At 73.0% G+C, this 13,308-nt stretch carries 12 protein-coding genes; 5 read left to right on the top strand and 7 right to left on the bottom strand.

From position 1 onward, the window contains the following. Positions 1–637: 637 nt before the first annotated feature. Positions 638–1,570: a MarR family transcriptional regulator gene (locus ACFV9Q_RS19065; protein ID WP_377235681.1), complete on the bottom strand. Its 933-nt coding sequence runs from the start codon at positions 1,568–1,570 to the stop codon at positions 638–640. A gap of 122 nt (positions 1,571–1,692) precedes the next feature. Here ACFV9Q_RS19065 and ACFV9Q_RS19060 point away from each other — a divergent pair, with 122 nt between their 5' ends. After that, positions 1,693–2,271 (top strand): NADPH-dependent F420 reductase, encoded by a 579-nt coding sequence (locus ACFV9Q_RS19060; protein WP_377235680.1) that lies wholly within the window; start codon positions 1,693–1,695, stop codon positions 2,269–2,271. Between the two features lie 65 nt (positions 2,272–2,336). Then, positions 2,337–3,263 (top strand): VOC family protein, encoded by a 927-nt coding sequence (locus ACFV9Q_RS19055; RefSeq protein WP_377235679.1) that lies wholly within the window; start codon positions 2,337–2,339, stop codon positions 3,261–3,263. Between the two features lie 3 nt (positions 3,264–3,266). Here ACFV9Q_RS19055 and ACFV9Q_RS19050 read toward each other — a convergent pair whose 3' ends face one another. The 6 genes from ACFV9Q_RS19050 to ACFV9Q_RS19025 form a co-directional block, all read right to left on the bottom strand. Beyond that, positions 3,267–4,361, bottom strand: a complete 1,095-nt coding sequence (locus ACFV9Q_RS19050) for a GntR family transcriptional regulator (RefSeq protein ID WP_377232301.1) — start codon at positions 4,359–4,361, stop codon at positions 3,267–3,269. A gap of 36 nt (positions 4,362–4,397) precedes the next feature. Continuing rightward, positions 4,398–5,474, bottom strand: coding sequence for a glycoside hydrolase family 76 protein (locus ACFV9Q_RS19045; protein ID WP_377235678.1), 1,077 nt, complete (start codon positions 5,472–5,474; stop codon positions 4,398–4,400). Positions 5,475–5,539: 65 nt separating this feature from the next. Then, complete coding sequence (locus ACFV9Q_RS19040) at positions 5,540–6,793, bottom strand: ABC transporter substrate-binding protein (protein ID WP_377235677.1); 1,254 nt, start codon at positions 6,791–6,793, stop codon at positions 5,540–5,542. A gap of 26 nt (positions 6,794–6,819) precedes the next feature. After that, positions 6,820–7,764: a carbohydrate ABC transporter permease gene (locus ACFV9Q_RS19035; RefSeq protein WP_377235676.1), complete on the bottom strand. Its 945-nt coding sequence runs from the start codon at positions 7,762–7,764 to the stop codon at positions 6,820–6,822. Beyond that, positions 7,761–8,636 (bottom strand): carbohydrate ABC transporter permease, encoded by an 876-nt coding sequence (locus ACFV9Q_RS19030; RefSeq protein ID WP_377235675.1) that lies wholly within the window; start codon positions 8,634–8,636, stop codon positions 7,761–7,763. Before ACFV9Q_RS19030 ends, ACFV9Q_RS19035 begins: the two co-directional genes overlap by 4 nt. An 8-nt stretch (positions 8,637–8,644) precedes the next feature. Next, on the bottom strand, positions 8,645–10,009 hold the full coding sequence (locus ACFV9Q_RS19025; protein ID WP_377235674.1) for a glycoside hydrolase family 125 protein: 1,365 nt from the start codon (positions 10,007–10,009) through the stop codon (positions 8,645–8,647). A gap of 219 nt (positions 10,010–10,228) precedes the next feature. Between ACFV9Q_RS19025 and ACFV9Q_RS19020 the strand changes: the two genes are divergently transcribed. Genes ACFV9Q_RS19020 through ACFV9Q_RS19010 form a run of 3 tightly spaced genes read left to right on the top strand, consistent with a single transcriptional unit; the run spans position 10,229 to position 12,988 of the window. Further along, positions 10,229–11,704 carry an aldehyde dehydrogenase family protein gene (locus ACFV9Q_RS19020; protein WP_377235673.1) on the top strand — a complete coding sequence of 492 codons (1,476 nt, stop codon included), beginning with the start codon at positions 10,229–10,231 and terminating at the stop codon, positions 11,702–11,704. Between the two features lie 52 nt (positions 11,705–11,756). Continuing rightward, positions 11,757–12,518 (top strand): SDR family NAD(P)-dependent oxidoreductase, encoded by a 762-nt coding sequence (locus ACFV9Q_RS19015; protein ID WP_377235672.1) that lies wholly within the window; start codon positions 11,757–11,759, stop codon positions 12,516–12,518. Between the two features lie 32 nt (positions 12,519–12,550). After that, a complete protein-coding gene (locus ACFV9Q_RS19010) occupies positions 12,551–12,988 on the top strand; it encodes a VOC family protein (protein ID WP_377235671.1) in 438 nt (145 codons plus the stop codon). Positions 12,989–13,308 lie beyond the last annotated feature (320 nt).

Here is a 13,308-nt window from a genome sequence, read left to right as displayed (position 1 = left end):
CTGGGAGCGCTCTGTGGGGTGTTTTTCTCCCCCGCCGTGGGTCCGGGACTCAGCCCGCTTCCGGGCCCAATGACGGGGTAGAAGCGCACCTTGGCTGCGGCTGGGCTAGGGGCGGCGGGGCGGGGCGGAGCCAGGCCCGCCGGGCAGTCCTCCGCGACGGGCGCGGGTCGGCGGGGGCAGTCAGCCGTTGGTGACGACGGGCCGCCGGACTGCACCGGGGTTGGTCAGCCGCGGCAAGTCGGCCGGTCACGGCGGTTCGGCCGGTCGCGGCGGGTCGGCCGGTCGCGGCCGGTCGCGGCGGGTCGGCCGGTCGCGGCCGGTCACGGCGGGTCGGGCGGTCACGGCGGGTCGGCCGGGCACGACCGGTCACGGCGGGTCGGCCGGGCACGACCGGTCACGGCGGGTCGGCCGGTCGCGGCCGGTCACGGCGGGTCGGCCGGTCGCGGCCGGTCACGGCGGGTCGGGCGGTCGTGTCCGGTCACGGCGGGTCGGGCGGTCGTGTCCGGGCGCGGCGGGTCGGGCGGTCGTGTCCGGGCGCGGCCCACGCAAGGTGCGCTTCTACCCCGTCATTGGGCCCGGAATCAGGCTGTTTCCGGGCCCAATGGCGGGGTAGAAGCGCACCTTGGCTGCGGCTGGGCTACGGGCGTGACGGGGCCGGGTCGGCCGGGCACGCCTCGGCGGCGAGCTGCTCCGGGTCCACCAGGGCGGTCGGTGTAGGCGGCCCGGTCGGGGCAGCCAGCCCGGCCGGGGTAGCCAGCCCGGCCGGGGTAGCCAGCCCGGTCGGGTCAGACAGATCGGCCGGGGTAGCCAGCCCGGTCGGGTCAGACAGATCGGCCGGGTCGGCCGGGCAGTCGTCCGGTGCCGCTGGTACCGACCCCGCGGGTGTCGCCGACGGCGCGGGTGTCGCCGACGGCGCGGGGGCCGGGTCTGCAGGTGTCGCCGACGGCGCGGGGGCCGGGTCCGCAGGGCAGTCATCGTCGGACGCCGCGGACGCCGGGTCTGCCGGCCAGTCATCGGACGGAGCCTCCGACGTCGACACCTCCCCCGTCGACATCCCCGCCGTAGACACCCCCGACACCGGCACCCCCGACGCCGCCGCCGACGTCACCGCCAGTCTCCGGTCCGGGTCCAGGCGGGTCAGGATCGCGAACGCGAGCCGGGCCAGGTCGTCGACGTCGCCCTCGGTGAGCCCGTCCAGGATCATGCTGGACACCGCGTCGGCGTACAGCGGCGTGCTCTCCCGGTAGACCTCACGGCCCTGCTCGGTGAGCACGGCGTTGGTCGCCCGCGCGTCCTCGGCGCACGGCGCGCGGCGCACGAGCCCCTTGCGCTCCAGCCCAGTGACCACGCGCGACAGCCGCGCGAGCGTGGCGTTGGTGCGCGACGCGAGGGCGCTGAGCCGGAGCTTGCCGTCGCCCGTCTCCGCGAGCGCCTCCAGCAGCGTGAACTCGAACGACGTCAGCCCGGCGGGCTGCATGCGCTTGTCCAGCGCGGTCGGCAGCAGCTCCAGCAGGGCGTGCAGGCGCGCGACCGCGACCCGCTCGGGGTACCTCAGCTCGCGCTCGTCCATGTCGCCATCCTAACAGTTGGTTGCACCTACAACTAAAGCGGTCTATGGTCAGTGCTTGTAGGTACAACCAACCGGCCCGCGGCCCTCATCCAGGGAACGGGCAGATCCAAGGGAGCAGCACCATGGCCAGCATCACGATCATCGGCACCGGCGCGATGGCGAACGCGATCGGCGGTGTCCTCGCCGAGGGCGGGCACGACGTCGCCCACGTCGCCAAGGCCGAGGTCGGCACCGCGCCGATCACCGGCGACATCGTGGTCCTCGCGGTGCCCTACGCCGCGCTCGACGGCATCGCGTCGGCCTACGCCGAGCAGCTCGCCGGCAAGGTGGTCGTGGACATCACCAACCCGCTGAACTTCGAGACCTTCGACGCGCTGGTCGTGCCGGCGGGCTCCTCCGCCGCCGCCGAGCTCCAGGCCAAGCTGCCCGCCAGCCACGTGCTCAAGGCCTTCAACACCACGTTCGCCGCCACGCTCGGCGCCAAGCAGGTGGGCGCCCTGCCCACCACGGTCCTGGTCGCCGGGGACGACGCCGCCGCCAAGCAGGCCCTGATCTCGGCCGTCACGTCGTCCGGCCTCGGCGCCATCGACGCCGGCTCGCTGGAGCGCGCGCACGAGCTGGAGGCGATCGGCTTCCTGCAGCTCACCCTCGCCGTCGGCGAGCAGCTCCCCTGGACCGGCGGCCTCGCCGTCGCCCGCTGACCCACCGCGGCACACACCCGCACCCGGCAGCACCACCCCCACCCGCCCCGGACCTGGAGCACCCCATGAACCCGACCGACCCGCCCGCCGTCGACGACCGGATCATCTCCCCCGCCCTGGCGATGGACGCCGTCACGCTGCGCGTGGGCGACCTCGACACGATGGCCGCCTACTACGGCTCGGCGTTCGCGCTCGAACCCCTGGAGGAGCGCGGCGGCGGCCGCGAGGTGCACCGGGTCCTGGGGCGGGGTACGACGCCGCTGCTGCGGCTCGTGCACACGCCCGACCTGCCCACGGGCGACCACCGGCAGGCCGGGCTGTTCCACACGGCCCTGCTGTTCGACGACGAGGCCGCCCTGGCCGCCACCGTCTACCGCGCCGTGCAGGACCCGCGCGGGCAGTTCACCGGGTCCAGCGACCACCTGGTCAGCGAGGCGTTCTACTTCACGGACCCCGAGGGCAACGGCGTCGAGCTCTACACGGACCGCCCGCGCGAGCAGTGGGTGCACGAAGGGGGCCAGATCAAGATGGGCAGCGCGTGGCTGGACCCCAACGCCTACCTGCGCGCGCACCTGACCGAGGCCGAGCTGGGTGCCGCGCCCAGCCGATCCGGCCGCGTCGGCCACGTGCACCTGCAGGTCGGCGACATCGCGACGGCCCGGCAGTTCTACGTGGACGCGCTCGGCCTGGAGGCCACGCTCACCGGCTTCCCCGGCGCGCTGTTCGCGTCGGCGGGCGGGTACCACCACCACATCGCGATGAACACCTGGAACAGCGCGGGCGCCGGGCCGCGCGCCGCGAGCCTCGGGCTGGGCGAGGTCGCGATCACCGTCCCTGGGCGCGGGGACCTGGATGCCCTCGTGGCCCGCCTGCAGGGAGCGAACCTCCCCTTCGCCGACGACGGCCGCTCGGTCACCGTCGCCGACCCGTGGGGCACCCAGGTCACCGTCTCGGTACCGGGCACGTCCGTCGAGGACCTGCTGACGCGGTAGCCCTCAGCGCGTCGAGCTGCCCGGCATCAGCTCGGTGGGCAGCGACAGCTTGGTCACCTGCCCGGGGTCGCGGAGCTGGTCCAGCACGAGCCGGACCGCCTCCGCCCCCATGCGCGCCTCGTCCTGCCGGATGTGCGTGAACCGGTAGCGCGCCTGGTCGTAGAACGCGTCCGGGTGGTCGAAGCAGACGATGCCGAGGTCGCCGGGCACGTCCCGCCCGGCGCGGTGGGCGGCCTCCCGCAGCAGGACGGCGATGTTGTACTCCGTCGCCACGAGCCCGGTCAGCCCGGGGTTGTCGGCGAGGAACTTCTCCAGGGCGGCGATGTCGTCGTCGGGCGCCACGCCGCTGCCCGGGACCGTCGAGCGGACCTGCCGGAACTGGTGCGCCGGGTCGAACGGCACGTGCCGGGTCGCGTGGGCGTCGACGACGCCGTCGAGCCGGTCCTGCACCGTGGACACGGTGCTCGCCGCAGAGACCAGGCCGACGCGGTCGTACCCCGCGTCGAACAGTGCGTCCGCGGCCTGGCGGCCCGCCGAGACGTTGTCGGAGCAGACCGACGACACGGGGACGCCGTCGAACACCCGGTCCAGGATGGCCACCGGGAACGACTGCGTGATGAGCTCCAGCACGGCCGGGGGCACGTACTGCGACGAGCTCGGCTCCAGGATCAGCCCCTGGACGCCGTCCGCGACGAGCGAGCGCACCAGGTCGCCCTCCGCCGCGCCGTCCCCCAGGCTGCGCTTCATGACGAGGTTGGCCGTGGTGCCCGACGCGTCGAGCAGGCCCGCCAGGACGCGCGTGCCGAACGTGTCGTCGAAGTCGGTGAGCACGCACCCGATCAGCGGGCTGGGCCCGCCGCCCGGGCCGACGGCGTTCGTGGCGGTCTCGCTCACCACCACCGTGCCGAGCCGCGGGCGGCGCGTGATGTAGCCGTCGTCGCGCAGCAGGTCCATGGCGCGCTTGAGCGTGATCGCGCTGACCCCGAGCTGCTTGGTCAGCTCGGCCTCGGCGGGCATCCGGTCGCCGACGCGGTACGTGCCGGCGTGGATCGCGTCGCGGAGCTTCTCGTACACCTCGAGGTAGAGCGGCTGGCTCACTGATGCCCCTTCACCGAATGGATATGACCGATGAATCTACCGTGACCGGGCGGCCGGACCGGCCTCCAACGCGGCGCGCAGCTCCAGCGCCATGATGGCGCTGACCTGGGTCGAGTAGTACACCGGCGGCTCGGCGGGGCGGCGCCAGTCGTCGCCCGCCAGCAGCGACCCGTCGCGCTGCGCCGTGGACCACAGCGCGTCGGTGCTCGTGTGCACGAAGTCCACGAGCGGCGCGGCGTCGGGCGAGTCGGGGCCGAGGCGGCCCAGCAGCGTGCCCAGGTAGCGGTAGAGCACGCCCTTGAACAGGCCCTCGTCGCCGCCGGCGCCCTCACTGCCGACCACGCCGTCCGGCGCGAGCTCGGCGACCGCCGTCGTCGCGGTCCGCACCGCCGCGGCCACCAGCTCCGGCCGGTGCAGGACGGCGTCGAGCGCGACCGCCGCCCCGACGTACAAGCCCTGGTTGTAGGTGAACCGCCACTGCGTGTCGATGCGGCCGTCCTCCTCGCGGTTGATGCCGTCCTCGACGAACCCGTCGGGGCCCACGAGCGTGGCCGTGATCCAGTCGAACGCGACGGTGCCGTGGTCCAGGTACCGCGGGTCCGGGTCGTGCCCGTGCAGCCGCGCGGACAGGATGGCGAACGGCCCGTTGGCCGGCGTGTTCTTGTAGTACGGCTGCTGCTTGCGCCAGGCGACGCTCGCGCCGTGCGTCTCGTTCCACCCGTGCTCGACGACGTGCGCCCAGATGGCGCGGGCGTCGTCCAGGGGCTCCTGGTTCCCGGTCGCCCGGGCCAGCCGCTCCAGGGCCAGCGCGTACCAGAGCATGTCGTCGAAGTAGTCGTTGAACAGGGAGCCGTCGTTCCGCGAGCGCAGGTTCGCGCTCGTCGTCTCGGCCGCCGCGAGCCACTCCTGCTCCCCCGTGCGCTCGAACGCGTCGAGCCGCGCATCGATCACGTGCGCCAGCCACCAGTAGTTGAACGTCGAGTTGTCCCCGACCGGGTAGGTGTTGTCCAGCAGCTGGGGCTCCGGGGCGCCGAAGAAGTGGTCGAGGCCGCGCTGGGCCAGGTCGGCACGGGCGGGCCACGGGTTGTCAGGCACGAGGTTTGACGCGTTCACAGATCTCCTAGGAGTGGGGGTGGGCGTGCCGCCCGTCTCGTCGAGGCGGGCGGCACGCGGCGTGGTCACTGCGCGTTGTCGGCCAGGATCCGGTCGCCCAGCTCCTGCGCCTCCTTGAGCGCAGCGGCCGCGTCGGTCTCGCCGCCCAGGAACTTCTCCAGGGCGGGGATCAGGGCCTTGCCCTCGACGTCGGACGCGCCGGGGATGTTGGACCGGACCTGCGCGTACTCCATCGTCTCGATGAAGGCCTGGTACCGGTCGTCCTTCGTGAAGTAGGGGTCGTTGGCGGCCTCGATGTTGGCGGGGATCCAGCCGGAGATCTTGGCGAAGTCCACGCCGTTGGCGGGCTGCGTGGTCCACCACTTCATGAACTCCCAGGCGCCGTCCGGGTTCTGCGCCCCGCTCGGGATGACCAGGCCGAACCCGCCCATGCCCGCGCCCTGGTCGCCGTCGGGGCCGACGGGCGGCTGCACGATGCCGTAGTCGACCTCGGCCTCGTCCAGCGCGGTCAGCGCCCACGGCCCGTCGTACTTGATGGCGGTGGACCCCTCCGCGAACGAGTCGACGCCCTCGCCGAAGCCCGGCTCGTACACGCCGGCGTCCAGCAGGCTCTGCCAGAACTCCAGCACCTCCAGGCCCTCGGGGCTGTTGAAGGCGGTCGCGGTGCCGTCCTCGCTGAACATCTGGCCGCCGGCCTGCCGCAGCCAGATGTTGAACAGGCCCGGGTCGTCCAGGGCGAAGCCCGCGACGGACAGCTTGCCGCCGTCGCGCTCGGTGACCGCCTCGGCCGCCTTCTTCAGGGAGTCCCAGTCGGTCGGCGGCTCGACGCCGGCGTCCGCGAGGAGCTCGGTGTTGTAGAAGAGCGACCGGTTGTCCACGAGCAGCGGCAGGCCGTAGGTCTCCCCCTCGACCACGAGCTCGCCCATGGCCTGGTCGTAGAACTGGGCGGTGTCCACGCCGTCGGCCGCGATGTACTCGTCGAGCGGCGCGAGCGCGTTCTTGGGCACGTACAGCGGGGTGTTGTACCGGTCCCAGAGGACGACGTCGGGCACGCTGCCGGAGGCGAGCGCCGTGAGCAGCTTCTCCTCCACGAGCTCCTGCCCGACGTACTTCACCTCGTACTCGTCCTGCGCCTCGTTGAAGGCGTCGGCCTGGGCCTGGAGCTGCTTGGCCTGGGCGCCCGACCAGGAGCCCCAGAAGGTGACCTCCTCCGGACCGCCGCCGGAGCCGCCGTCCGACGCGCTCCCGCAGGCGCCCAGGGTGCCCATCAGAACTGCTGCCGCGGCGAGGGCCCCGGTGATACGTGCTGCAGACCTCATGACTCTGCTCCTTTGCAGGGTGCTGGTCACTTCGTCCCCGAGTGGGCGAAGTTCTCGATGATGTAGCGCTGGGCGACCACGAAGACCAGCAGGACCGGCAGGCTCGCCAGGATCGTGCCGGCCAGCAGCGGCCCGTACTGCGTCTGGTACTCGTTGACGTACCCGGCCAGACCCACCTGGACGGTGAGCATCTCCGGGTCGTTGAGCGCGATCAGGGGCCAGAGGAAGCTGTTCCAGCCGGCCTGGAAGGTGAGCACGCCCAGCACCGCCAGGCCCGCGCGGGCCAGCGGCAGGTAGATGTTCCAGAAGATCCGGAACTCGCTCGCGCCGTCGATGCGCGCGGCGTCGCCGAGCTCGTCGGGCAGCGCCTGGAAGAACTGCCGCATGAAGAACACGGCGAACGGCCCGGCGGCGAACGGGACGAGCACCGCGCCGTAGCTGTTGATCAGGCCCGCCCCGCCCTCGCCGAACAGGTCGTTGCCGCCCGCCAGCGGGAAGTGCCGCAGCACCAGGAACGTGGGGACCATCGTGATGATGCCGGGCACCATCATGGAGCCGAGGAACAGCGAGAAGACGACGCCGCGGCCGCGGAAGTGCAGCTTGGCCAGGGCGTACCCGGCCAGGCCCCCGAAGAACAGGTTGGTGACGACGCCGCCGAGCGCGATGACCGCGGAGTTGGCCAGGTACCTGCCGAACGGGCCGTCGGTGAACAGCGCGACGTAGTTCGCGAGGGTCGGGTTCTCGGGGACCACCTGGAGGTAGGACGAGAGGATCTCGCCCTCGGGCTTGAGCGACGTGGACAGCGTCCAGACCAGGGGCAGCACCGTGGTGACGCTGATCAGGACGACGGCCAGCGTCCAGACGACCTTGCCGGTCAGCGCGCGGGCGGTCAGCGGCCGGGACGTGGTGAGCTGCTGCGGGGCGGACGCCGGGGCGGGGGCGCCGGCCGGGGCGGTCGCGAGCGCGCTCATCGGTCGTTCTCCCGTCCGGTGGCGCGGGCGTTGGCGACCGAGAACACGAGGATCACCAGGAACAGTACGAAGGACAGCGCCGAGGCGTAGCCCATCTCCAGCCGCCCGAAGCCCCGGTCGTAGATGTAGTAGACGAGGGTCAGCGTCGAGTTGCCGGGGCCGCCCTTGGTCAGCACGTACGCCTGGTCGAACACCTGGAACGCGGCGATGAGCAGCAGCGTGAGGATGAGGAACGTCGCCCGCGAGATGGAGGGCCGGGTCACGTGCCAGAACACCCGGAACGCGCCCGCGCCGTCGACGCGGGCGGCGTCCACGAGCTCGCCGGGCACGCCCTGCAGGGCGCCCAGGTAGATGATCATGTTGGCGCCGAAACCGGCCCAGACGCTCATCATGACGATGGCGATCATGGCCCAGCGCGACTCGTACAGCCACGCCGGCCCGTCGATGCCGAACCAGCCGAGCACCGCGTTGAGCAGGCCGTACTGCGGGTTGAGCAGCCAGAACCAGATGGCCGCCGTCGCCACGGTGGAGGAGACCACCGGGATGTAGAACAGGGTGCGGAAGACGCGGGCGGTGCGCGTGCTGCGGTTGAGCAGCAGCGCGGTGCCGAGCGCGACCAGCAGCCCCGCCGGCACGTACAGCACCGTGTAGAGCGCGGTGTTGCGCACCGCGATCCAGAAGATGGGGTCGCCCGCGATGCGCGCGTAGTTGTCCAGGCCCACCCACTCGAAGTCGCCGATGACGGCGTAGTCGGTCAGGCTCAGCCCGATCGCCATGACCACCGGCAGCAGCAGGAAGATCACGAACAGCACGACCGGCACGGCCAGGAAGATCCAGGCGGAGATGGTCTGCTGTCGCCGGGTGGCGCTCACCGCGGCGCTCACGGTGCTGGTTCCGGTGCCGGGGATGGTGCCGGACGGCGGTGGGTGCGCAGGCCCGCCGTCTCCAGCGCCAGCTCGCAGAACATGGCGTTGGCCCAGGAGAACCACTCGCGGGTCCAGGTGCCGGGGTCGTCCACGTGGAACGACTCGTGCACCGCGCCCGTCCCGTCGTCGGTCGCGAGGATCAGGTCCAGCAGGGCGCGGCGCTCCGCCGGGTCCGTGCTGGTCAAGCCCTGGATCGCCAGCGCGATGGGCCAGACGTGCCCCTCGGGCGTGTGCGGGCTGCCGATGCCCGACGCCGCCGAGCCGCTGAAGTAGTACGGGTTCGCCGGGCTGAGCACCAGGTCGCGGGTCGCGGTGTAGAGCGGGTCGTCCGCGCGGCACCAGCCCGTCAGGGGCAGCGCGAGCAGGCTCGGCGTGTTGGCGTCGTCGGCCAGGAGCACGCCGCCGCGGCCGTCCACCTCGTACGCGTACACCGGCGCGCCGTCCGGCCCGGTCACGACGCCGTGTTCGCGGATGCCGCGCTCGATCTCGGCGCGCAGCTCCGTGGCCGAGGCGGCCAGGTCGGCGTCGTGCAGCACCTCGGCGGCGAGCTCCGCGAGCTGGCCGAGCGCCGTCGCCGCGAGCGCGTTGCCCGGCACGTTGTAGCCGTACGTGCAGGCGTCGTCGCTCGGGCGGAAGCCCGCCCAGGTCATGCCCGTCCACGAGACCTCGGGCCCGCGGCCGCCGCGCACGAGCGTGTCGGTGGGCGGGCAGTCGGTGCGCTCGAAGGTGTACGACGACGCCTCCGTGTGCCGCTGCTCGGTGCGCCACAGGTCGATGACCGTGCGCCCCACCCGGGCGAGGTCGGCGAGATGGTCGGTGCGGCCGGTCGCGACCCACAGGTCGTGGGCGAGCTGCAGCGGGTAGGCCAGGGAGTCGATCTCGTACTTGCGCTCCCAGACCCACGGCGACTGCCCGGTCTCCGGGTGCCCCGTCTTGTCGCGGTGCCCGCCGCCGGTGGGCCCGTCGTTGAACGCGTTGGCGTACGGATCGCGCAGGATCGAGGCCTGCTGCCGCCGCGAGACGGCGGCGATCGTGTCCGCGAGGCGCTCGTCGCGGTCGACCAGGTGCAGGAACGGCGCGAGCTGCGTCGTCGAGTCCCGCAGCCACATCGCCGGGATGTCGCCGGTGATCACGAAGGCGGTGCCGTCGGGGTGGAGGGTGATCGTCCGGGCGAGCGTGTCCGCCATGCAACGGCCCACGGCGTCCGCCACCTCGCCGCCGAGCCGCTCGCCCACCTTCGCGACCAGGTCCGCCAGGACGTCCGGGTCGTAGAGCGCGGTACCGGACGCCGGTGCCGCGCTGCCTGTCACGTAGCTCATTCGAACCCCATCGTTCGGTCTGCTTCGTTCGCCGTGCTTCGTCCGAACTGCCGGCCGGACCCACGCTGGCCCGGCCTGCGGTGAACAGTAGGAGCGAATAACTTCTATGTCAACGTTGGCATTAGAGGTAATAGTGGAAGACGGCGGCGGGGCGGTCGCGGAATACTCGTCAGTGCCCGCCCTCGACGAGGAGGGCGGCCGTCTCGACGAGGAGCAGCCATGCCAGAGCGCGACACCTCCCCCGGCCCCACCGCGGACCTGTTCGTCGGCGGTCAGCACGTGCCCGCGGAGGGCGGCCGGTACACCGACTTCGTCCGCGCCCTGACGGGCGAGCCGATCGCCCGGATCGCCGCCGCCTCCGTCGCGGACGCGAACCGGGCGGCCGACGCCGCCGCCGCGGCCCTGGAGGGCTGGTCGGGCCTGCCGCCGGCCGCGCGGCGCGAGGTGCTCCAGCGGGCCGCGGGGCTGCTGGCCGAGCGCGCGGACGAGATCGCCGCGGTGATGGGCCAGGAGATGGGCGCCACGGGGCCGTGGTGCGCGTTCAACGTGCACGTGGCCACCGGCATGCTGGCCGAGGCCGCGGCGCAGGCCTACTCCGCCGTCGGCGAGATCATCCCGTCCGACGTCCCGGGCCTGACCGCGTACGGCGTGCGGCAGCCGGCCGGCGTCGTCGTGGGCATCGCCCCGTGGAACGCGCCGCTGATCCTGGGCGTGCGGGCGATCGCGATGCCGCTCGTGCTCGGCAACACCGTGGTGCTCAAGGCCTCCGAGCAGACGCCGCGCACCCAGGCCGCGATCGTCGACGTGCTGCACGACGCCGGGGCGCCCGCCGGCGTCGTCAACCTGATCAGCAACGACCCGCAGGACGCGCCCGCGATCGTCGAGGCCCTCGTGGCGCACCGCGCCGTCCGGCGCGTCAACTTCACCGGTTCGACGCGGGTGGGCCGGGTGATCGGCGAGCTCGGCGGACGGTACCTGACCCGGGTCCTGCTGGAGCTCGGCGGCAAGGCGCCGCTGGTCGTCCTGGCCGACGCCGACCTCGCCGAGGCGGCGGCCGCCGCGAGCTTCGGCGCGTTCATGAACCAGGGCGAGATCTGCATGTCGACCGAGCGCGTGATCGTCGACCGTTCCGTCGCGGACGACCTCGCCGCGCGGCTCGCCGCCAGGGCCGCCGGCCTGGCGGTGGGCGCCCCGGACGACCCGGAGGCGCAGGTCGGGCCGATGGTGCACGCCGCCGCGCGCGACCACGTGCTCGACCTGGTCGCCGACGCCCAGCAGCAGGGCGCCGAGGTGATCGCGGGCGGCACGGCGGACGGGCTGTACCTGCGCCCCACCGTGGTCCGAGGCGTGCGGCCCGGCATGCGGCTCTACGGCGAGGAGTCGTTCGGCCCGGTCGTCGCCGTGATCGAGGCCGAAGGCGCCGACAACGCGGTCCGCATCGCGAACGACACCGAGTACGGCCTGTCGGCCGCGGTGTTCAGCCGCGACGTGAGCGCCGCGCTCGACGTCGCGCGCCGCATCCGGTCCGGGATCTGCCACGTCAACGGCGCCACGGTGCACGACGAGCCGCAGATGCCGTTCGGCGGCGTGGGCGCCAGCGGGTGGGGCCGGTTCGGCTCGCGGGCCGCGATCGAGGAGTTCACCGAGCTGCGCTGGATCACGGTCCAGGCGGGGTCGCGGCCGTACCCGATCTGACGGCGCGCCCGGGTAGCCTGCGGCGGTACGTCCCCGACGAAAGGCCCTGGTCATGACGCGTGAGCTCCCCCTGGACGGTCGCACCGCCGTCGTCACCGGCGCCGCCCGGGGCATCGGCGAGGCGACCGCCCGGCGGCTGGCCGAGGACGGCACCGCCGTCTTCCTCGTCGACGTCTCCCCCACCGTGCTCGACCTGCGGGACGAGCTGCGCGCCGCGGGGTTCCGGGCGGCGGCGTCCGTCATGGACGTGGCCGACGAGGCCGCCTGGGCCGACGCCGTCACCGCCTGCCGGGCGGGCCTCGGCCGGCCGCAGATCCTGGTGAACAACGCGTACGCCGGGCGGGTGGCGTCGCTGGCAGACACACCGCCGGAGAGCTGGGAGCGCCAGATCCGGGTCACGCTCACCGGCGCCTACCTGGCTACACGCGCGCTGCTGCCCGACCTGACGGCGTCGGGCAACGGGGCGGTGGTCATGGTGTCCTCGGTGCACGCGCACTTCGGGCTGCCCGGCCGGGCCGCCTACGCCTCGGCCAAGGCCGGGATGACGGGGCTCGCCCGCCAGCTCGCCGCCGAGTACGGGCCCGCCGTCCGCGTGAACAGCGTGCTGCCCGGGCCGGTGCTCACGCCGCACTGGGACGGCGTCGGCGAGGCGGAGCGCGCGAGCGCCGCGGCGGCGACGGCGCTGGGCCGCCTGGGCGAGGCGTCCGAGGTCGCGGACGCGATCGCCTGGCTGTGCTCGGACCGGGCGTCGTTCGTCACGGGGGTGGAGCTGAACGTGGACGGCGGCTGGAGCGTCACCAAGGAATCAGCGTGAGCGGCGGCCCGCCGCCGTCCTAGGGTGTGCCCATGACGACCGTGCAGCCTGTCCAGATCACCTTCGACTGTGCCAGTCCCGAGCGCGTGGGCCGGTTCTGGTGCGAGGCGCTGGGATACGTCCCCCCGGACCCGACGGAGGACGGCTTCGCCACGTGGGAGGAGTACACCCTCTCGCTGCCCGCCGAGAAGCGGGACTCGTGGTTCGCCGCGAGCGACCCGAACGGCGTCGGCCCGCGGCTGTTCTTCCAGCGCGTGCCCGAGGGCAAGGTCGTCAAGAACCGGGTGCACCTCGACGTGAAGGTCGGCCGGGGCCTGGTGGGCGACGAGCGCCTGGCGGTCCTGGAGTCCCACGCCGTCCGCCTGGAGGCGATCGGCGCGACGCGCGGGGTGCTGCTGCTGGCCGACGGCGAGAACGAGTCGTGCCAGAACATGCAGGACATCGAGGGCAACGAGTTCTGCCTGGACTGAGGCCGGGCTCTCCCCGGGGCCGACGCCAGCTGCCGACTCTGCGACGCAAACTGCCGACGACCCCTGAGCCCCTCCCCTTTGAGGCCCGGGTTTCTTCGCTTTGAGGCGACTCAAAGCGAACAAACTTAGGTCTCGAAGGGGACGAGCCCACCGGGCGCCCGCGCCCGCCGACGTCGGACAGCACGAGCCGCCAGGTCGGCTGTCCCGACCAGATCGGCAGTTCCGCCGACATCGGCAGTCTGCTTCGAGGGTGGTACAGCCCCCTTTCTACCTCCAAACAGACCGCCCACCCTTTTCTGCAAAACGCCGACCCCTCCGTT

This window comes from Promicromonospora sp. NPDC059942, from assembly GCF_042731755.1.
Taxonomy (GTDB): Bacteria; Actinomycetota; Actinomycetes; order Actinomycetales; family Cellulomonadaceae; genus Promicromonospora.
This window is presented reverse-complemented; position numbering and strand designations above follow the sequence as displayed.